Raw genomic sequence first — 20,936 nt, 5'->3', positions numbered from 1 at the left:
TTGTCAAGCTTAGGTATTAAGATAAGCTTGAGGTGAGAAAAATGAATCGCAACTATGATGAGATGTGTCCCAAATTCAAGGAGGCATTTGATTTACTGGGAAAGCGTTGGACGGGCCTCATTCTTCGCACTCTCTGTGGAGGTCCAAAGCGTTTCTCGGAAATTGCAGCAATTATTCCGGACATGAGTGAACGCATGCTATCTGAACGGTTTCGAGAACTTGAGTGTGTAGGCATTGTCCAGCGAACGGTATATCCAGAAACACCTATCCGGGTCGAATATGATCTGACGGAGAAGGGAAAAGCGCTTCATCCTGTTGTTGAAGCTGTACAAACTTGGGCAGACGATTGGGTTAATTAGGACTATCGTTATCTCCCACTTGAGTGAGCTATGATAAGGAGTTACAGATTCCGTGTTTGTCCGACAAGACGTCATGTCGAAGAACAGTATCTATAATCCGGGTGCTTGATAGGTATTACTCTAATGAGACCTCTCCGGCATCTTGAATTGGGCGTTGAGCGGGCCAATTCACCAAGAATATCCCTAAAAAAATGAGTACGCCACCAATGAGAACTTCCCAGGTAACGGCCTCACCAAGCAGCAGCCAACCTGAGATTACCCCAAAGAAGGGAGCGAGAAACAAAAACGCACTGGTTTTCCCCGCATCCCCTTGTTGCAGAAGAAAGAACCACACTCCAAATTGGACCACCGAAGCCATAATTGCAAGCCACAGTTCAATCGCAATAGAGACGCCACTCACGACGAAGATTGGGTGTTCGATGGTAACTCCTGCAACCAGCAAGAGTACTCCGCCAAATAACATTTGGTACGCGGTCAGCACCCAAGTATCGATTTGTTTTCCCCAGTTTTTTACCAATAAGGTTGCAATTGCCCAGGATACGGCGCTTAAAAATGCAAGCCACGTTCCTGACCGGAAGTGTAGATGAAACCCCAAAGTGATGAAAGCACCCACAAATCCGAGAATGACTCCACTCCATTGCACGAGTCGGTATCTTGCACCCATGAAAATTGTCCCAAAGATGACTACAAGCAGCGGGTTCATAAACGTCAGGATTGACGACTCACTCGCCGCTATGGTTCTAAGACTAATAAAAATACACCCCATAACGCCAGCTGTCTGAAAGAGTCCAATGGTCCCTATCTTCAGCCAAACCCATAGACTCCTCGGATGATTTCTCTTTACCACAAATAAAGCCATCAGCACGCCTGCAAGGGTGAAACGGATCCCAACAAGAAGTAACGGAGAGACGTATTGTAACCCAATTTTTCCTATAGCAAACGACGAACCCATCAGGCTAGTCGTAATGAGTACAAGTACTCCAAACAACCATCGATTCATAAACTTCCCTCCTCCAAGCAGTATTGTAACCGCACTTTATTTCGGTTAGTATCGAAGTATCGATTACACCCTAAGAGGGGGAAGTACAATGCCATCGACTCCTGACATTTCACACGTTGCTGGTTTACTTTCTGATCCTTCTCGCTCCGCCATGCTCATCAGCCTGCTAGATGGACGTCCGCAAACGGCAACAGAACTCGCACAACGAGCTAAAATTACACCGCAAACCGCTAGCCTACATCTGTCAAAACTGGTTTCGGGCCATCTGATTTCTAAAGAGGTTCAAGGTAAATATCATTACTTTCGACTGACTGACCCGAACGTCGCACATGCCATTGAATCCCTCATTGAAATTTCACCCCCATCGGAAATTTACTCCCTCCGAGAGGCGGACGAAGATAACGCCTTGCGGAAAGCCCGAACATGTTATGACCATCTCGCCGGAAGGCTGGGTATTAATTTAGCCGAGTCTATCGTTCGAAAGGGGTATATTGATATCTCTAATGAAAACTACAGGGTTACCGATGATGGTAAGAAATTTTTTGGTGATTTCGGGATCGATTTTGTAAAACTAAAACGTCGTCGTCGCAAATTTATCCATCCCTGTCTAGATTGGAGTGAACGTACGCCGCACATCGGAGGAGCACTTGGGGCCGCACTGTTGGATCGAATTACAGAGCTTGGATGGATCGACAAGAAAGCATCCCAACGGGCAGTACGTGTGACAGAATTGGGGAAGGAAGGATTCCATAATCATTTCGAGTTTTCAGTTGATTAAAAGTTCAATATTTCATATCGTAAATGCACCGAAAACCTATCCTCCTGACGCACGTCGGCTATTTTCCGTTTTAGGGCATCCGACGAATCGGCGGTAAACTGTAGTTCCTCTAACATGAACGACCGTATCACCAAAACACGGTTTTGACCAGCTACGATCCCTTACCTTTGGATGCTGGCGCTGAGGACGTCGATTTACTACTTATGCAGACCTTAAAGCCTAGGGTCCGTTGTGTTCCGGTACTGAAGAAGTAGACACTCCAGTTCCCCTCCCACCAGAGTTGGTCGTCGAGTTCCCCGTGCCCGGTATCGTGTTGTCTCCAAGATTACCTGGAGTCGTTGTATTGCCTCGAAGACCGCTTGTCACGGCGCCAGTGTTGTTCACAACCGTATTGTTCGTACTACTTCCGGCAGGATTCTCCAAATTAGATTGGGCCGGTTGTGAACTGGTGTTGTAGGCTGCCGAGGCCGTTCCTTGAGATGCTGGCAAAGGCCCTTGATTGAATTGCTCTGCAACATTTCCTTGTTCAGCCAGACCCACAATGTCACCAAAAATTTTGGCCGCATTGGCGGACGGATCAAGCGGATACATGGTCATGTGGTGTTGCGGAGATGAGGTATCATAACCAATATGAATCGATCCCACAAGGTTTGGGGTATATCCATCGAACCACGCATCTCGAATCCAATTGGGCACGCTGCTATTTAACCCGCTACTGTACTGTACGGTTCCGGTTTTCCCGGCCACACCCCAGCCTGGAACTAGGGCCGCTGTCCCCGTCCCATAATCCACCACATCTTGCATTAACCTCGTCATGGTTGTCGCCGTTGCCGGTGTCATGACTACCGTCGAGGACGGATGGAATTGGTAAATCGTCTGCCCGTCCTGATTCACAACTTTCTTAATCAAATGAGCCGTCATTTGAACACCGTAGTTATCAAATGCTTCATAAGCTTGGGCCATTTCCAGTGGATTGACTCCATACTGCATCCCCCCGATGGCGATGCCCAACTGCTGCCTATCTTGGTGTGTCAATGGAATTCCGTCCTTCAAGGCAAAATCAACACCGGTTTGCAAACCAATTTCCTTTAGCAACCAAACCGAAGCAATATTTTGTGACCATTCCAAACCGTATTGCAAAGTGACTTTAGCCGGGCCGCTCGGACCCTCCCAATTCTGAGGGATATAGCCGTCGCCGAAATCCTGGGGCTGATTATCCAGAATCGATGTTGGCCCCCAATTTCCACTTTGAATGGCAGGAGCGTATTCTATGATGGGTTTGATGGACGATCCCGTTGAACTATTGCTGTAGATTCGATCCAGCCCAAAGGGCACATACCCTTGTTGACGAGATCCGGCTACACCCAACAGGCCACCCGTCTTTGGATCGAGAAAGACTGCCGCGCCCTCTACAGGACCTGGGAAATCGCTGTCGTACTTCCCAGTCCAAAATACGGAATGCACGGCACTTTGGACTTTCGGATCAATCGTGGTATAGATCTTTAAACCGCCATTGAGCAATTGTTGCGGTGTGACCCCGTTTTTTGCGGCGTAATCAAATAAAACGTTCGTAAACAATGGATGCGTATCCCAAGACTGTGAAGGAATTGAATGATACTTCACACCAAGCGGTGGGCGCTGTGCAGCAGAGGCTTGTGGCTGTGTAATGTACCCGTACTTGACCATATTCTGAAGTACTTCGTTTCGTCGAGTCCGTGCTGCTTGTGGATGAATCAACGGATCATAAGCGGTCGGTGCTTGTGGAAGACCTGCCAAAATGGCCGCTTCATCCAGGGTTAATCCGTTGGGATCTCGAACCAAATCAACCCCGAAGTAGCGCATGGCCGCTTGATACACGCCGGCTGTATTTTCACCTAAAAACACTTTGTTCAGATACATTGTTAAGATTTCCTGCTTCGTAAAATGACGTTCGATTTGAACACCTAGCCAGATTTCTCGAAGCTTATAAGAAAGTGTTTTGTTGTCGTTCAAATATACAATTTTGGCCAATTGTTCTGCGATGGTACTCGCACCTTGACTTGCGCTTCCGGTGAGTATGTCAACATAAATTGACCGGAGCATACTTCGATAGTCGATACTGGATTCGGTCCAAAAGTTATGGTCTTCTGTTGCAACAAGAGCATCCTGTAAGCTTTTCGGAATCTGCTCATAGCGCAGAGAAATCGAGTCTTGACCAATTTTCATGTAAACCGCACCACTCCGGTCGTACACAATCGTCGGTTTGGGAGCGGATGTTAACTTCGATATGTTAACGGGAGCCTGAACGGCCTGAATCGATTTAGTAACTTTATTCGTGACTGGATAATTTATAGAACAGCCCGTCAGTAATAAGGCGCTTAGCATGACTAGAGAAAACCCTAACCTACGCAAGTTCATTCTCAACCCCCAGCTAGAGATCAATCGTCTTTTATAGAGTGCCAATTATCCCCATGAACACCTCTGATTGGGTTGTTTAAAAACTGTTGTGCACTCGTATACAGAAATGAAGCCCGTCATCAACTATATTCTTCAAACAATCGATTGACACGACGAGCAAGAGTCATAGGTGCATAAGTCAAAACTACAGTATGAATCATGGGTTCCCATAGAGGCATTCTTTTGGAAGTGAATGAGTGGCTGCTTATCTCGCCCGTCTTTTATGACTTAGTTTTAGCCCAAAATAAATTCCGACAAGAAGTACAATGACAACGATTGTCGGGACCATGTATTGATGGAGCACTTGGTGGTAACGAGACCATTCAATCCCGATGTACTTGCCTACAATGATGAACAGGCCCGCCCAGACAACAGCACTCATGGTATTGTAGATAGTAAAAACTAGGAATGACATTTTATTGATGCCAGCGAGATAAGGAATTAAGACGCGGATTCCCGCAATGAATTTCCCGAACAAAACGACCGGGCTTTGGTACTTGGTAAACATATCATTGGCCTTATCTAAACGCTCGTTTGTAATTCCGATATACTTGCCAAATCGTACAATTACCGGTCGTCCAAGAAACCGACCAATACCGTAGCCAATCGTTGAGCCTGCAATATTGCCCAAACTTGCAGAGACTAATAATGGCACCAGCTTAAATACATGCTGTGTCCATTCAATCCCTGAGATCGTAAGTGTCGTTTCTGCAGGAAACGGGATTCCTATATTTTCTATGAACAGGATGAAAAACACACCGATATACCCGTAGTGGTGGATCAGAGTTTGAATATCAAAATGATGCATGGTCTTCCCCCTATTCAGTTTCTGGGCGACTCTTATAAACAAAAACTCCCGCCAACAGGAGCGGATGTGTGCAGGTCTTGATACCTTCCCAATTTTGTCCAAGCTTAAATCCAGCGTAACCCAGCGCAGCAACCCATGGGAGCTACCCAATCGCGGAAAATAGCGTAGACTTCACAACGTTCATTTGGGCAATCCCTGCAGGCAGGGAAATGAGCGTCCGAATGCCTGGTAAAAGACGTCCAACAAACACGGCCCACTCACCGCGTTGATCGAACCATTCTTCAGTCTTCTTCAAATGACGTTCTGTAACATGTATGTAACGCCCTCGACAAAGCAATACACGCACTCTCTAATACCATGGCAAGAAAGATGCCGATGTATCCGCCCGATCGAACCCAATGAATCATAGCACTTTCCAATAAGTTCACCTCGTTAATCTTTTCTCGAAACAAAAGACATCGCAGAAAGAAAAAAGGTTCACTCGGCTCGTGAACTTTTGTGGGCTTTACAATGTCTTTACATTTGGTGAACAAAACATATGGGAGTGTGATTCACAGCGCTTTCTTAAACCCGTTCGATGTAACTCTTTATCATTTGATCAATGGACTTGCCGGGCACAGCCCTTTGCTGGATGCCATTATGATTTTCTTCGCAAAGGATGCCCTTGAAATATACGCGGTCTTGTTTGTCGTAGCCTGGTTTGCTCTGCCCAAAAAGGATATTCAGAACCGACACGCTTTGGTGGTTGCGGGATTCGCAGGAGTTTTGGCACTGATTATCAACGTCATCCTTTCACACATTTGGTTCCGACCCCGTCCCTTTACGGTATTCCAGAAAGGAACCTTTACTCAGCTGATTCCTCATGCCTCAGACGCTTCATTCCCCAGCGATCATGCATCCGGAAGCTTTGGCTTTGCGGCTGGGTCTTGGGGAAGACAGCAAAAGTGGATTAGCTATATCTTCACCATTATCGCCATCATCGTCATGTTTGCGCGCGTATTTGTGGGTGTACATTACCCATCGGACGTCATTGGCGGACTCATCGTCGGTGTGATTTCTGGTAAAGTGATGTGGAAGTTCTCACGGTTTCTCTTCCCGTTGACCACGTTTGTAGCGAAACTCTTCAAGTTCGGTCCCAGCGCGAAGGTCGGGAAACATGGTCGATCGACATCACGCTCTATATCATAAGCTATAATTAATACAGAACTCCGCGGGAAAATACCCGGAGTTCTTTAGCAAAGTCTCCTATACGCCTTCAGAACACTTGACTGTTAACGTGTAATGCAATTGGAACATAATGGATAGACTCCGGAATAAATCAGGGCAACGATGAAGTACACGGTTTACATTCACCACTTTGTGAATGAGGCACATTGTCCAATGGTAACATTTTACTCACATCTTCCGGCCGTTTCATTCCCTTAGATGACACAGTACTCCTTTGAATTACAATCAGCCCTGTACGCTTAGACGAAGAGAACCCTGTATGTTAGAAGGCCGTTAGAAAAACGGGTTTGCGGCCACCCGTGCACGTCTCTCGAATGACCGCAAACCCTTGATATATCAAGCTCTTCTGGCGCACCCGGAGGGATTCGAACCTCCGCAAGACGCGGTTTGGGAAAACCACAAACTAAATCACAACTCCGTAGAACTCTCGTCGATTCTTTCCCTTCACCTCAACCATGACCTCATCACCGACATGTAACAATCGGTACATCCTTGGCGTTGATATACTAATTCGGACGCCGGGCCTGATTTCGGCCTTAAAAAGACCGTTATAGACGTGGGTAATTTTAGCTCTTACCCGAGCACCCCGTTGAATGCGATCGCGGACCGCATGAAATGGATTCGGCAACAAATCGCGACGTGAAACAAGCGGACCATTATCACCAATAGATACCACCTGTACATTGAATCCTTCGCCAATATGTCCAACGAGACCTGTGTCCCAGTCATAGAACGAACGTGGCATCAGAGCTTGAAAGCCGCCCACGTTCATAATGTACCCACCACGGATTTCCGCTTGGATCACACCATAGACTTGTGCGCCCTCAACCACGCGTCGTGCATTGATTTCTCTTAGACGTTCAATCGCCTTCTTCCGATTCAGGATAAGGACCGGGTTTGCTTCGTCTTCCAGATCGAAGTCATCGATTACAGCGGAAATCCAGTAGTTCAATAGACGCTCCGGGTTATCCGCCGCAGCAACACCTGAGTATTCTTCATCCATGGGTAGAATAATTTTCGCTGAACCGATGTCACCGATAAGGAACTTCTTGCGTTCTCCCCGAAGAGACACGGATTCGGTTCCAAACAGCCGGTAGTGTGCGACCGCCGCGCTTTTCTTCCATGTGCGCGCTACAGCCGGGAGCTGCTTGTTTGTAATTTCTTCAGGATTGCCGATAAGCGCCCCTTCAGCAAGTGTATTCACGTAAACAACCTGGCTATTTTCCATTCCCAAACTCCTCTCGGTTCTGACTGAGCCATCTGTCGTCACCGTAACATGGATAGGAAATGAAACTGTGCCATCCTCGTGCCGACCTACGCTCGGTTCTTCCGCTCAAACCCGCACTTTGGGCAGCGCCACTTGCGTTCATCCGCTGTTAATTCGAGCTGCACTCCCTCGCACTCGGGGCATGGTTTGCCCTGTTTTCGCTGAGCTAGTGCTGTAGTTTTGGTACGCCGCAAATCAAAGCGCTGCGCACTGGGTACAACTTGTTCCTGCGCTTCTCCGCTTTGAACCCTCTTCGTTGGATTGGGCATCTCGACACTTGAAGTGAGGCGCACTTGTTCCTCTGGCTCTAGTTGAACAGGTACTTCCTCCTGATCCGGTTTGGCTATTGCCGAAACATGTATCACCTCACACGGGTTGGACTTCGGTTTAACAAAAATCGGTTGATTTGTAGGTACTGAATCTGCCGTTTGAGATACAGGGTTAGGCGAGTGGAACAACTCTGCTGTCTCTGATTGACGCTCTTCTGCTATTTGTTGTTTGTCCAAATTTTTTCGGACCCGTCGTGGGTTGAACCGCTCCTTCTTCGGTCCTCGACTGTCTGAAGGCGAGGCAAGAAAACCTCGCTTTTGTGTAACCCATGTATCCGCTACAGATGTATAGCCGATAAATGGCACCTGAGCCTGGTTATCAATGGTCAGTAAGAACACGGCTTCATCTTTGCTGAGCCCATATGACAAATCCTCAATTCGAAAACGCGGATCTACCTCTTCCCTTGCACTCACTCGTCGGTCAATATTACGGTTGTCGAACCAAAACCAATTCAGCCGATTTTCCATTTTTGTTTCTTTGACATTAACCACCGTGCCAAGCGAGTCTTCAAAAAACTTGGCGTCATTCGAGGATGGCGCAGGAAAAACGATCTTGTTACGACAGTTCCCTTCGACCACTTCGAGGAACTTTTTGCTCACATCTTGGAGCTGTGACCTTGCTTGAATCGCTAGCATCATCGCTACCCGATATTTACGAATTTGCGAGAATGCCTCAATAAAGGAATCGGTACCAAACACGGCAAACTCATCGGCGTATAAATACACCGGCCGACGTGTCCACTCATTGCCATCGCGACTCAGCGCGTACGTCTTCATAGTGATGAGAAACAACTTCCCGAACAGTTTTCCAAATGTGCGGTTGCCGGTAATCACGACAATCAGTCGGCCGGGGGTTTGTTTTTGTGCTTGAAAGAACGTCTGAAAATCGAACATCGGAAGTTGACCTCGCCGCAGAATTTGCCTCATACGTTCATTGGTTGCAAGTTCGTTGACGACGATTTTCAACCCCTTTGTGATTTTCTCCAGATGCTCCAGCTTGGCTTCTGTGCGTGTATCCATGAGAAACGAACGAGCTGCTGACAGCACCATGCTGCGATAGTGATCTTCCATTTCATCATAACGAGCCTCGATATACGGTCGCTCATGTGCCCACAAATCTGATATGTTGCTACTATCGTCCTTCTTGCCCTTGCCACCCTCGGATGTTTTCCCCATCGCATGGTCATATACCATTGCACACACGGCGCGAAAATGCAGAGGGTCCGTCACCAGCTCTGAAAATTGAACGAAGTCCGTATCTGGCCAAAGTGGCACTTGAACCTGGATAACGGTACGAACTAAGTCGTCCTGGGCATTCTGGAAAAAGGAGTCCTGCTCGCCCATTTGCTCTTTCAGCACAACGCGGACGTTGTCCACGATATCCGCGATATCCCCACCCGAAAATGGATTGAAGGACACCGTGCTAACGTGACCAGTACCACCTCGAAGGTCAATGACGTCTCGTTTCACATCTAGTTTTTCGGCGAAGTCGAGTGCACTCTGTGCGAACCCTCCATCGGGATCGAGGACAATGACGTCCATCGCGTTTCCATTAGCCATTTGACGTAAATCCTGGTACACACCCTTCGTCAAAATACGGCTCGTCTTGCCGGTTCCCGTACTCCCAACTACAAGCGTATGGAGAAAACGGTCTCGACCTTCTAAGAGAATCGACCGACCGTTGTCTTTTCGAACGCCAATCTCGATATCCGCAAGTGGAAACTCGCCATCTTGTCGATTTCGTTTTGGTGCCGCAGAGACACTGGCTGTTCTGAGACGATGAAGGAGATAACTCCGCATTCTAGGTGATAGCACTCGATATGTAAGAAACATCACGGCAATCATGATGGTAATCACAATGACGGCTGATACGAGCCAAGGGCTCTGATGGATGAATGGATTTACCGCATTCAAGTTAGGAAGCACACTTTGCGTCGGAAACGTTGGATGAAGTGGGTTGGCATTTTGTGCCCCGTTCACAGCAATAGGTGGGGCACGCCTTGTCGGATGCATGAGCGATATTTGCCAACGGGCCACTACTTGATGAATTCGTACAAAACCGAGTCCGATTCCCCCAAGCAAGGAAACACCAACGACTGTGACACCTAACCCAAACGCTTTAAAGAGGAATTTGTATAGTAGGAAGACAACCATCCCCACACCCAACACAATCCAGACTATCCCTGGGATAGCTCCAAAAACGTGTACGATGCTCCATGCGGGTATGATTGTCGGTGGTTGCACGCTATTCCCCTTCCCTCATTCAGATCATCAACAACTGCCGGATTCTGCTATGTGAATCGCGGTACTCTTTGTCTTTTCTAATAGATCACCATTCCAACAAAGGCTAGTACCGCAAGTCCCCCGACGAAGTGATCCACTGCACTTCCTGTTCGGACGAGTCGAATACCCTGTCGTTGTTTCCAGGGCCAGAAAAACGGCACTCCACCTGCAACCGCATCCGCTGCCATGTGCAATGCATAACCGAGAACAAGCCCGTCTGCGGCAGGTGCTAAGTGCAGATGAGTCAACCCATTCAGTGCACCTATGACACCCACTGCAAAGATGAAGAGACCAAAGAGACTATGTGTAAATGTGCGGTGAGAGGTGAACATCGCACCGACCGTCCAACTTGCCAGTAGAATGGCCGCGGAAACTGGCATGTCATGATGCATTCCTAAGAAGACCACCCCAGCGCCTAGAAGGCCGAGCCCGACAAGCCGAGATGGGTTCCCTTTCGTACTACTCAACCAGCCAAATACAATTGTGAATACCCATGCAGTAATGGAAGTCTCAAGATGCAATAAGATGATGGATGCAATCAGGACACCAATGATGGCCAGTTGTCCGATTCGCTCCACCTTATGTGCCATCGTTGAATCCGCTTGGTCCAAGTCTGGAATGATACTGCCGACGACCGAAGCGAAAACTATCGTTGCCTCTGTAACAAGTGTTGTCGTTCCAGATGGGCTGTGGAACATCTGCCTCATTGGTTCCCACTGTGTATGGGCGATTAGCGGCAACCCAATCGCGGCGCCTAGTACACCAATCGCCATATGCGTTCTCCCAAGCATGATAGCCCCCCTCGTGATGTAGACTTTCCCTAGGCTACCACGTCTTCCGGCATGTCGTTGATGATTTCCCACTTAATTAGTGTGATGGTAACTCAATTGTTGAACTCATGTATGCCAACTTGGTGCCATCCGTCACTCACTCAACCGAATCTATGTGAATGTTGGGCGGCCAAGTGCCCAGTCCTCTCTGACTGACGTTTCCTGCCTTTTAGCTAGGGTGCAGTTATTCCTGAAGGACTTTGATATATCGTGATCTTTCAAACGCGGTATTGCCGTACGTCTCCGACGATAAGAGGTAGAGGTTCTCCTTGGCGCGCGTAATGGCGACATAGCAGAGTCGAGTTTCCTCACGCAGCGATTCCTCTGTCAACGACTTTTTGTGAGGAAGTAGTCCTTCTACAAGGCCCGTTACAAATACCGTCTCAAATTCCAATCCTTTGCTACGGTGAATGGACATCAACTGCACAGCGTCCCGCTTTGGTTTCTGACTCCACTCTGTAACCCAATCCACGAATCGTAAGAACTCATGTATGGTTTCAAACCGAGCGGCGGATTGGATGAGTGAATCAACCCATCTAATCGGCTCTAAATCATCCTGGGAACGAACAATCTCCGGTTCCGCTTCAACTAGCCATCGAATGGCGTCCGCTGGAGACGCACGCTTCTCCAATTCCGTAATGGTTGTAAGAAACGCGTGGCACTTCGCGTGATTTTCAACAGCGGTCCAACCACCCTGTTGCACTTCGCGTACGACCGTATTCGGCACAAAACGCTTGGGACGATTGATGAGCGGTCCCCAAAGTCCCGGATCCGATTTATCGCACACCGTACGTAGGTAATCGAGAATCATCTTTACATCACGGCTCTCATAAAAATGGGTGTCCCCAACAATCTGATAAGCGATCCCATGTTCAGCCAGCGCCTCTTCATACACACGTGACTGTATGTTCGTGCGATATAACACGGCATATTCGCTATACGGAACCTCTGGAAATCGTGCTTTCAGCTGATGAATTTCGTTCGAGACAAAACGTGCTTCCTCTACGTCTGACTGCACCGTTACAATCTGAACGTTGGCACTTTCAGATATGCCACGGTTCGCCTGAACCCGCTTCTCTATCTGATGCCCGTGGTTGAGTGTAATAACACGATTCCCGAGTTCGACAATCAAGTCATGCGACCGATAATTCATGGATAACACGACTTTCTTCGCATCAGGGAACTGCCGCAGAAAATCTTGCATCAGGGAAGGACGAGCGCCCCGAAATCCATAGATGCTCTGCCAATCATCGCCTACCACACAAATGTTTCGCGTCTCTTTCACCAGTTCACATAGGAACAGCCACTGTATCTGGTTGACGTCCTGAAACTCATCGACCAATACGTAGTCAAATCGTTCCCGCCACAGTTGTGCCACGTCAGGTCTAGTCTGAAATAAGCGGACTGCGTGAAGCAGAAGGTCTTCGAAATCCAGTTTCTTTTTCTCTGACTTCAGATTTTCGTATGCCTTGTACACCTTCCCCAGTTTCCCATCAACCTGCATCGGCCAAAGTGCATCTGCCTTTGCACGATGTACGCCAAGAATTGCTTCGGTCGGCCCAAGAATCTTCCCTACCCCAAATGGGTTGTGTGAATGGGCGGGTTCGAGTATCTGCTCAATCAACCAGGATGGTTCTGTCACCACACTCCAGCCGTGGCCAAGTTGCGGCATCACCATACGATAGGCAATCGAGTGAATCGTTCCGATTGTAATCTGACTGCCTCTACTTCCAAGACTAGCAACCAATCTTTCCTTCATCTCATCTGCCGCTTTACGTGTAAACGTACATGCAAGAATCCGCTCCGGTTGCACGCCATTTTCCACAAGCAACTTCATTCTTGTGATGAGCATCGCGGTTTTCCCAGACCCAGCCGCTGCGACAACAATGCATGGGCCATCTTTATGCTTGGCCGCCTCCCTCTGAGCAACATTGAGCTCTGCTACACTCGGCATGAGTGTTCTCCTTTCTTGGGCTGGTGGGTCTGCACTGGACCTATTGATGGTGAGTTCACGTTGTGACGCATGCGTTTCATATATCATCTCAGTTTGATTGTTATGGGCTTTGGGGGAATCATTACGTAGCACGGGTTGAGTTTGATCAGGTGGTGGCATTGTGAGGGATTGACTACTCCGAAAACAGGTATTCGCATGCTGGTAGTACTTATTCGTCACGAGGCAATACGTCGGAGGACGAATTCGAATTCTCCGGATGTGCATCGGTACAGGCTTGTCACAACACATACATTCGACATCGGCTCCCTCCTCATACAATTCATGAAGAAGCTCCTGAGTCTTGGCATCACCTTGCATCAAATCGTCATACGTGAGCCTGACCTTCCGTCCACCTATCGTAGCCCGAATCCATGCATCCATTTTGCAGCCTCCCCCGGCAATTACAGCTGAACGTCAATCAAAGGGTACCCGAGGCGAAGTGAGTTTGAACGCCAACATTGTGCCATTTCTTCATAGGAAATTAGAATATCTCCCAACTAGCCGATTGACTTTAAGATATGAAAACGGAAGAAATGTCACAGGGACGAACTTACACCGTAAACACATTCGAACCATTGTGTACTCTAACAATACACCAACGTTTCGTGACTATTTTCCCATCCTATACATGGCTACAAAAGTAGACGCTAGAATAGATGTTGCTTAATATTATTGACAGACTGGAATACTTTGGGGGATACATATGCAAATTACGAAACTAAAAATTAGGAATTTCCGTTCATTTGGTGATGTCGAAACCACAATCCCATTAAAGGACCTCTCAGCACTAATCGGCTCTAATAGCAGCGGAAAAACCGCGGCGCTTCAGGCTCTCCTTAAATTGTTCGGAACTACGTCCAAAGAACGCACAATTCAACGTTCTGATTTTCATGTACCTGATGGTGTGGATCCTATAACTATTGCAAGTGCCTCACTTTACATTGAGGCTGTTATTGAGTTTCCAGAGCTTGCAGAAGGAACCACCGTTGAGAACTCGACAGTTCCTCCCCACTTTATGCAAATGGTTGTTGATAATGAGGGAGAACCACCCTATGTCAGGATGAGGTTGACTTCAACTTGGCAAAGAACGAATACACCAGAAGGAGAAACAGAACAGCAACTTCACTATATACTTGCGAGTGAATCCGAAGATATTTCAGACACTGATTTAATCCCTGTTTCGTCTACTGAAAGATCAAGAATTCAGATGTTGTATGTGCCTGCATCTCGGGATCCATCTGTTCAGTTAAAAAATGCTTCTGGAACTATTTTGTGGCGCCTACTAAATGGGATAAATTGGCCAGGAGATATGGAGGCTAAACTGTCCGATCAGATGAAAGTTGTTAATGACCTGTTTGACACTGTAGAAGGTGTAAACGTAACACAAAGTGTATTGCAAAGTGAGTGGGGCAGTATGCACAAGGACGCCCGCTATAGCCGTACAGGTATAAGCTTCCATACAAATAACGTAGAATCGATACTCAAAAAAGTAGAAGTTAATTTTGAACCCACTGAACTCCCAACTAAATACACTGTAGATGAACTTGGTGATGGGCTTCGTTCGATATTCTACTTGTCTCTTGTGTCAACTCTTCTAAAAATTGAAAACGATATTCTAGAAAGATCATCCGATTCCGAAACAGATCAGCCTTTTAATATTATCCCTCCTGCACTAACCATTCTGGGAGTTGAGGAGCCAGAAAACCATGTTGCACCCCATTTGCTTGGACGAATAGTGAAAAACTTGACGGCGATTGCACAAAGAGCTAATTCACAAGTTCTGATAAGTACACACACGCCTGCAATGGTAAAAAGGGTGGATCCCGAGCATATTCTCCACCTCCGAATAGACTCTGGTACCGACTCTACAGTCGTAAAAACGATACAACTCCCCCCCAATCGAGGGGAAGCATTTAAATATGTAAAAAATGCAGTTCAGGCCTTTCCAGAGTTGTATTTTGCGCGGTTAGTCATTCTTGGAGAAGGAGACAGCGAAGAAATCGTAATTTCCAGACTCCTTGAGGCTTTTGATTCGGAAGTCGATTTGAGTGCTTTATCAGTGGTCCCATTAGGCGGACGCCACGTAAACCATTTTTGGAGACTTCTTAACCAATTAGAAATACCGTATATCACGTTGCTGGATCTTGACCGCGAACGGGATGGTGGCGGCTGGGGAAGAATAAAATATGTTATCCAGCAGTTGCTAGCTAATCAAGTTGATCATAACTCATTATTGACCGTCTCCACGGAAGATGGCGGAACGTCGGTTTTGTCGGCAGAAGATCTGGATGAAATGCACGAATGGGATGTAACCAATACCGAATCCATGGAAGAATGGATTACTTCGCTCGAAGAGTATGGTGTCTTTTTTTCAAAACCTCTTGACCTTGACTTCATGATGTTAAAGGCATTCGAGCAGGCCTATCGCTCAACGGTCCCCTCAGGCGGAGGTCCCAGAATTCCAGATATAAAGAAGGAGCCCAAAGAATATTCATCAAAAAGGCAAGCATCTGTACGGGCTACACTGAAAGACCAAGGGGGCGATGGGACTACCTATGAAGACTCTGAGTTAGACCTAATGATTTGGTACAATTATTTATTTCTTACCCGTGGAAAACCAGCAACACATATATTGGCATTAACCAACATAACGGATGAGGCTCTGAAGAAGAATGTACCGGAATCTTTACGGAAGCTAATGACAGCCATACGAGAACGACTTTAAAAAAGAAAACTATAATGTGGAGGTGCTTTACATGCCCCGCTATATTACCTCAACTTCATGGATTCCATCAGACAACATGGAACTGGAAGCGGCCGCTCTACTTGCGGTCAAAAGCACCAAAAATTCGTACGTCATTGCGGGGCCTGGTGCTGGCAAAACTGAACTACTCGCACAACGTGCTAGTTACCTTTTAGAAACAAATACGAGTCCATTACCAAAGAAAATATTAGCAATCAGCTTCAAGAAGGATGCTGCGAAAAACTTGCAAGACAGAGTTTTAAAACGGTGTGGAAAAGCCTTAGCAACAAGGTTTGAGTCGCTTACCTTTGATGCATTTGGTAAAAGGCTGTTTGAGAATTTTAGGAAGGCAATTCCAGAGTCGTATCGTCCATCAAAGGAGTATGAGTTGCTAGCACAGTTTGGCCGCGACGCTTTGGAACAAGTTTTCATCCAACTGTCTCCGCCTAAGCAATTAGGGAAGTACGGATTGGCAGGGGTGAATAAAGGGCAATTTTTGATGCAGTACACTGCCAGCCAATTACCTCACGTTAACCCAGAAACTGACTCTATCCTGAATTGGGCAATTCGCAACACATGGACATACATGTTGAATAGTAACGGTAAAAAGTCACAATGTACGTTTCCAATGATATCTCGTATCGTCGAATACATGTTGAGAAAAAACCCGCTGATTACACGCGCTCTGAGAAGTACCTATAGTCACGTATTTCTTGATGAATTTCAGGACACCACAGACATCCAATATGATCTCCTAAAGACGGCATTCAAAGATTCTTCTGTAGTGATAACGGCTGTTGGGGATGATAAGCAACGTATTATGGGGTGGGCGGGTGCTATGCATAATGCGTTCGAAACTTACAAGACAGACTTTGATGCGGACGAGTTTGTTTTGTTGAGGAATTTTCGGTCTGCCCCCAATCTCGTTAAAATGCAACAGGTTTTAGCAACGTCTCTGACTGACAATTCGGTTGTGGCTGTTCCGAGTGAACGTTGGAACGAAGACGAAGGCACTTGTGAAATATGGAACTTTAACGACGAACATAGAGAATCGGTTTATGTGGCAAATCAAATCAGAAACTGGATTGCATCCGAGGGTATTAATCCGAGGGATATATGTATTCTTTCCAAGGTTAAGCCCGAACGGTATTGTGGCTCCATCATATCGGAATTATCAAAATTCAGCATAAAAGCAAGGATAGAAGCTAATTTACAAGATATTTTGTCTGAACCCTGCGTCGGTGTCATTGTCGATTTTCTGAGGCTGGCTTGCTACAAACAGGCTCCAATGTCCTGGGGCAACATAGTAAAACTGCTGTTTCACATAAATGGAATAAATGAGGAGGCTCGATATTCTCAAGTTTACAACTTAGAGAATGAGTTGAAACGATTTATTTCGGGACTCTCCGACCAAATGCTGGATATGGATAAACTAAGCTTAGCACAAGTTCAGGCTTTATTATGGAGTACTGTGGAATTCCTGAACGAAGATATACTTAGACGAATTTTCCCTGTATACCAAGTTGGTGACTATCTCCAAAAAGTTGTTTACGCTATGGCAGATTATCTATATCAGTATCTTGTTCATGACGGCAGTTGGACTTCCGCTATCGAAGATTTTATTGGAATTAACACTATTCCCATTATGACCATTCACAAGAGCAAAGGACTTGAATATGACACGGTTCTATTCGTAGGACTTGAGGACAGTGCTTTTTTCAAATTTCAAGAACAAACTGATGAAGACACTGCTGCATTTTTTGTAGCTTTCTCACGTGCAAAGCGTCGAGTAGTCTTCACGTATTCTCAAAATCGTCAAAGGTCCCAAAGTCGATCAAACATTAAATCCCTTTATGATTTGCTCAGTGATGCTGGGGTGAAAGAGATAACAATTTGATCCAATTAAGTGGAGAAATATTACAAGGAAGGCCGGTAAGTTTTATCACCGGCCGGACACCCCCTAACAAAGTTCTGAATACTAAAATTCTACGAAACCAGTCATTTTAACAGAAACTCCAGCCATCAAACGTATCGGGTCTGGCCAAATTGTTCCCTTCTGAAATGGACCGAGCGGCTGCCGGCCACGGATACACTTCAGTGATAGAAGCGCATTCACCGAGTACCTTTACTAATGCTTCAGCTATCACTGGGTGATATGCATACACCCACGCCTTCGCAGCTTGCCCTGTACCCGGTATCGGATAAGCAAACATATTGTCCGAACTTAGCCAAGCACGAACCCGGTCCACACTCCCATTGGTGTATACATCGATAAACCGATAAAGCCTCGGCCCCAATTTACAAAGAGCCACATATTGATACTGCGCGGTATACGGTAGCGTATCCTGAACATCAAGTAGTGGCCAAAGGGCTTCCATCCCCTGTTTCTCACGATCTGCAATTGCATTTAGAAACCATTCTGCTTCGGCTACAAATGGTTCAAGTGGTAACAAAAACAGGGATTGCCCATCTGATTTTAGCTTCGTCATGATGCGTAGCGTACTTTCATACTGACCCGCAGGTACCAGAAATAATGTATCCGTCACACCGATGTGCTGTGTCACTCTTTTGATAATCCCGCGTACAATCAGCGTTCGCTTTGCGTTTTCCATTCGGTCAACCTGCGTTGGTAGTAGATACATCCCCAATTTGTACCCGTCTTTACGAACAAACCATGCGTGTAACCCTTCATTCATCGTTTGCGGGAGCATCATATCCCATTTGTCATAGAGCACACCATTTACCCTCAAATTGACTAATATGTCGGTAACGCTCAACACGCGATTAATGTCCTTCGGCCTGACTACATTGCGTGATACTATCCCTTCCCTTTTCGACCATGTGACCATCGCTTCATCGGTTAATTTGACCAACACTTTTAGACGGTTACTTCCAAATCTGAACCTCTGTGAACGGTGGGCCTTGTTATATGGTTGTTCGCACAGCCTGTCCCAAGCATGGATTACGAGGTTGCGCGCCTGTTGCGGGCTTATGGATAGCAATCGTGCGATTTGTACGTATGTCATCAACGGCGTCCTCACAAGTGCCCGGCATACCTCGTCTGTACGCATATTTGTCAACTCTTCCCACTGCTGTGACACCTGTCCCATATCTACTCCCCCTGTTGTGTGACTCCATTTACCGCAAACGGTTGGTTTTGTGGCTCGTGTGAGAATGGCCCCTGCTGTGACTAAACCTAACGGTTTAGCCCCACTAGGGGCCGCCTCATTTTCTCAACATCCACTGATAAAAACGTCCTTGACCTTCCCTCGTCATTTTTCAATGTCGTTCATCATTGCCAAAATTCGTGGTTTGTCCCTAGCCGTCGCTGGATTGTTCTACTCTTCCTTAGGATTTAGCCTTTGGATTTAGACCATTTTTGTAAATCCAAACCTAGAAGCACATCAAAATCCAAAGGTAGAGATAACGGGCAATCCAAGTATCTGACATGCAGATCAAGTCGTGATGGCTCGCTCACTTCGTTCCAAATCATCGTAAAAGACAATCGACTCGGGTGATCGCTGACAAGTAATCCGTTTGATACAAAGGCATTGATGATTGGGGCTACATCATAGTGGTCAAGATCGCGTACTTGAAGCTGGTTCGTTTGAAAATCAAAGACTACATGCGCATAGCCTGCTGGCTTGGCCAAAATCACGTTATCTTCCTGCAATACAGTCCGGAGATAGGACGATTTTAAATGACCAATAATGGCCTGCCACATCGGGATTTTTCGTATCATCGGACGACCCCGGTGATAAATAGGCGGTAGTTTCTTATGGCTCTTGTGGCCTATCATCCAAAGCGGAATGCCCGAAATCGTGATTCCGTCGGATGTTGGCAAGAACTGAATATCGTCAGGAATATGCTCCAGAATGACATTGTTGGTTTGCCGCTCATACTTGGCTAGCTTCCCGAAACACTCTTCGAGCAAGTAGTTTTCAATCTGCTCCTGATACAGTTCAATCTGTTCCAATTCATCTGTGAAGGTTTCAAACTCATCGTTGGCTGTAAGGTGGATGAGTTGCTCATCCATACGAGCCATTGCCTGCCGGAACCACAAGAGCACCTGAATTGGATCGTCCCCATCATAATGGCGCTCATCACATGGTTGATGACACTGTTTTCGATCATTTCCCATCAAATTCACATCCCATTTCAAAGGTCTTCCGTACTGCGATACGTTATCACCCGTAGAACTTCGATACGTACCGATTCAGTACCAGATACAAAGAAATAAGCCACGTTATCAGTCAACGTGGCGGGTTCATGACTATGAGGGTGGTTCAAATCTGACTGGATTGCGCGTCCGCTTTATAGGTTCGGTGTGACGATCCGATTGAATAACCGTATAGTTTGAGGGCTGCTGGTTGGATTTGGGCAACATATTGACCGCGTCAGAATGGTTTCCGGACTCTAGCGACAATCCCTGTCGGATGAGTTGTCGCAGCCGTTCACTTCTCCTTTTTTGAGGTGTCTCCATCAATATTTTGTGGATGTCCGCATCGAAATCCTCATCGTAGGTCAGCGGAAATCGACGGAGCTTGCTCATTCTGTAGCACCAACGAGAGATATCACGTATTTACACAGACCGCGCGCAATGGCCAATTGCGGTTCGACAGTTTTTTGAATCTGTGGCATCCACCGGGCGAACCGTTCTGCAAACGCGTCTCCAGTGCCTCCGGCAAGTAAAACACGATTAAATCTCATACGATCCGGATATCGCCGTTCAATCCGTCCGACCATGTCTGTCCATACGTCATTCATCGCATTTACGTACAAATCGGTGATTGGAATGCAAAGAGAGCCATGTTGATACACCATTTCGGGTTTGCCATCCTGGCTACGAATTTGGTATTCCAAGTTGTAAGCATCCGCACGAA

At 46.7% G+C, this 20,936-nt stretch carries 15 protein-coding genes and 1 pseudogene; 5 read left to right on the top strand and 11 right to left on the bottom strand.

Features of this window, described 5'->3' with window-relative positions; all coding sequences use genetic code 11:
• Window positions 1-41: 41 nt before the first annotated feature.
• The gene (locus AN477_RS03355) at window positions 42-359 is read left to right on the top strand and encodes a winged helix-turn-helix transcriptional regulator (protein WP_054967770.1); all 318 of its coding nucleotides are present in this window, start codon (window positions 42-44) and stop codon (window positions 357-359) included.
• Between the two features lie 115 nt (window positions 360-474).
• On the opposite strand, the gene AN477_RS03350 is transcribed toward AN477_RS03355, so the two are convergent.
• Window positions 475-1,359, bottom strand: a complete 885-nt coding sequence (locus AN477_RS03350) for a DMT family transporter (RefSeq protein ID WP_054967769.1) — start codon at window positions 1,357-1,359, stop codon at window positions 475-477.
• Window positions 1,360-1,447: 88 nt separating this feature from the next.
• Here AN477_RS03350 and AN477_RS03345 point away from each other — a divergent pair, with 88 nt between their 5' ends.
• Complete coding sequence (locus AN477_RS03345) at window positions 1,448-2,137, top strand: ArsR/SmtB family transcription factor (protein ID WP_054967768.1); 690 nt, start codon at window positions 1,448-1,450, stop codon at window positions 2,135-2,137.
• Between the two features lie 219 nt (window positions 2,138-2,356).
• On the opposite strand, the gene AN477_RS03340 is transcribed toward AN477_RS03345, so the two are convergent.
• The 3 genes from AN477_RS03340 to AN477_RS25800 all read right to left on the bottom strand — a co-directional run bounded on the left by AN477_RS03340 (window position 2,357) and on the right by AN477_RS25800 (window position 5,727).
• Window positions 2,357-4,342, bottom strand: coding sequence for a transglycosylase domain-containing protein (locus tag AN477_RS03340; protein WP_054967767.1), 1,986 nt, complete (start codon window positions 4,340-4,342; stop codon window positions 2,357-2,359).
• A 436-nt stretch (window positions 4,343-4,778) separates the two neighbouring features.
• The gene (locus AN477_RS03335) at window positions 4,779-5,381 is read right to left on the bottom strand and encodes a DedA family protein (protein ID WP_054967766.1); all 603 of its coding nucleotides are present in this window, start codon (window positions 5,379-5,381) and stop codon (window positions 4,779-4,781) included.
• A gap of 142 nt (window positions 5,382-5,523) precedes the next feature.
• A complete protein-coding gene (locus AN477_RS25800; RefSeq protein ID WP_157061791.1) occupies window positions 5,524-5,727 on the bottom strand; it encodes a DedA family protein in 204 nt (67 codons plus the stop codon).
• A 164-nt stretch (window positions 5,728-5,891) separates the two neighbouring features.
• On the opposite strand from AN477_RS25800, the gene AN477_RS03325 reads away from it, so the two are divergent.
• Window positions 5,892-6,569, top strand: coding sequence for an undecaprenyl-diphosphatase (locus tag AN477_RS03325; protein ID WP_054967764.1), 678 nt, complete (start codon window positions 5,892-5,894; stop codon window positions 6,567-6,569).
• Between the two features lie 442 nt (window positions 6,570-7,011).
• Here the strand turns inward: AN477_RS03325 and AN477_RS03320 are convergent, their stop codons facing one another.
• From AN477_RS03320 to AN477_RS03305, 4 genes are all read right to left on the bottom strand, one after another.
• Entirely contained in the window at window positions 7,012-7,836 is an 825-nt protein-coding gene (locus tag AN477_RS03320) for a hypothetical protein (RefSeq protein WP_054967763.1), read from the bottom strand.
• An 86-nt stretch (window positions 7,837-7,922) separates the two neighbouring features.
• Window positions 7,923-10,448 carry a type IV secretion system DNA-binding domain-containing protein gene (locus AN477_RS03315; RefSeq protein WP_245631703.1) on the bottom strand — a complete coding sequence of 842 codons (2,526 nt, stop codon included), beginning with the start codon at window positions 10,446-10,448 and terminating at the stop codon, window positions 7,923-7,925.
• Window positions 10,449-10,525: 77 nt separating this feature from the next.
• Window positions 10,526-11,278 carry a metal-dependent hydrolase gene (locus AN477_RS03310; RefSeq protein ID WP_054967762.1) on the bottom strand — a complete coding sequence of 251 codons (753 nt, stop codon included), beginning with the start codon at window positions 11,276-11,278 and terminating at the stop codon, window positions 10,526-10,528.
• A gap of 223 nt (window positions 11,279-11,501) precedes the next feature.
• Window positions 11,502-13,271 (bottom strand): ATP-dependent helicase, encoded by a 1,770-nt coding sequence (locus tag AN477_RS03305; protein ID WP_245631702.1) that lies wholly within the window; start codon window positions 13,269-13,271, stop codon window positions 11,502-11,504.
• A 742-nt stretch (window positions 13,272-14,013) separates the two neighbouring features.
• Here AN477_RS03305 and AN477_RS03300 point away from each other — a divergent pair.
• On the top strand, window positions 14,014-16,035 hold the full coding sequence (locus AN477_RS03300) for an ATP-dependent nuclease (protein ID WP_054967760.1): 2,022 nt from the start codon (window positions 14,014-14,016) through the stop codon (window positions 16,033-16,035).
• 31 nt (window positions 16,036-16,066) lie between these two features.
• Complete coding sequence (locus AN477_RS03295; protein ID WP_054967759.1) at window positions 16,067-17,950, top strand: UvrD-helicase domain-containing protein; 1,884 nt, start codon at window positions 16,067-16,069, stop codon at window positions 17,948-17,950.
• A 106-nt stretch (window positions 17,951-18,056) separates the two neighbouring features.
• Here AN477_RS03295 and AN477_RS03290 read toward each other — a convergent pair whose 3' ends face one another.
• The 3 genes and pseudogenes from AN477_RS03290 to AN477_RS03280 all read right to left on the bottom strand — a co-directional run.
• Window positions 18,057-19,163 carry a hypothetical protein gene (locus AN477_RS03290; RefSeq protein WP_054967758.1) on the bottom strand — a complete coding sequence of 369 codons (1,107 nt, stop codon included), beginning with the start codon at window positions 19,161-19,163 and terminating at the stop codon, window positions 18,057-18,059.
• 245 nt (window positions 19,164-19,408) lie between these two features.
• The gene (locus AN477_RS03285; protein ID WP_054967757.1) at window positions 19,409-20,194 is read right to left on the bottom strand and encodes a hypothetical protein; all 786 of its coding nucleotides are present in this window, start codon (window positions 20,192-20,194) and stop codon (window positions 19,409-19,411) included.
• A gap of 407 nt (window positions 20,195-20,601) precedes the next feature.
• Window positions 20,602-20,936: pseudogene (locus tag AN477_RS03280) on the bottom strand (recombinase); the annotation flags it as partial.

The sequence above is a fragment of the Paenalicyclobacillus ferrooxydans genome (assembly GCF_001399675.1).
In the GTDB taxonomy this organism is placed as follows: Bacteria; Bacillota; Bacilli; order Alicyclobacillales; family Alicyclobacillaceae; genus Alicyclobacillus_B; species Alicyclobacillus_B ferrooxydans.
This window is presented reverse-complemented; position numbering and strand designations above follow the sequence as displayed.

Bases quoted from the DNA above. Each gene is read 5' to 3' on its own strand.
- AN477_RS03355 (WP_054967770.1), top strand. From the start codon at position 42: ATGAATCGCAACTATGATGAGATGTGTCCCAAATTCAAGGAGGCATTT.
- AN477_RS03325 (WP_054967764.1), top strand. From the start codon at position 5,892: ATGTCTTTACATTTGGTGAACAAAACATATGGGAGTGTGATTCACAGC.
- AN477_RS03340 (WP_054967767.1), bottom strand. From the start codon at position 4,342: ATGAAAATTGGTCAAGACTCGATTTCTCTGCGCTATGAGCAGATTCCG.
- AN477_RS03335 (WP_054967766.1), bottom strand. From the start codon at position 5,381: ATGCATCATTTTGATATTCAAACTCTGATCCACCACTACGGGTATATC.
- AN477_RS03345 (WP_054967768.1), top strand. From the start codon at position 1,448: ATGCCATCGACTCCTGACATTTCACACGTTGCTGGTTTACTTTCTGAT.
- AN477_RS03295 (WP_054967759.1), top strand. From the start codon at position 16,067: ATGCCCCGCTATATTACCTCAACTTCATGGATTCCATCAGACAACATG.
- AN477_RS03290 (WP_054967758.1), bottom strand. From the start codon at position 19,163: ATGGGACAGGTGTCACAGCAGTGGGAAGAGTTGACAAATATGCGTACA.
- AN477_RS03305 (WP_245631702.1), bottom strand. From the start codon at position 13,271: ATGCCGAGTGTAGCAGAGCTCAATGTTGCTCAGAGGGAGGCGGCCAAG.
- AN477_RS03285 (WP_054967757.1), bottom strand. From the start codon at position 20,194: ATGGGAAATGATCGAAAACAGTGTCATCAACCATGTGATGAGCGCCAT.
- AN477_RS03320 (WP_054967763.1), bottom strand. From the start codon at position 7,836: ATGGAAAATAGCCAGGTTGTTTACGTGAATACACTTGCTGAAGGGGCG.
- AN477_RS03310 (WP_054967762.1), bottom strand. From the start codon at position 11,278: ATGCTTGGGAGAACGCATATGGCGATTGGTGTACTAGGCGCCGCGATT.
- AN477_RS03300 (WP_054967760.1), top strand. From the start codon at position 14,014: ATGCAAATTACGAAACTAAAAATTAGGAATTTCCGTTCATTTGGTGAT.
- AN477_RS03350 (WP_054967769.1), bottom strand. From the start codon at position 1,359: ATGAATCGATGGTTGTTTGGAGTACTTGTACTCATTACGACTAGCCTG.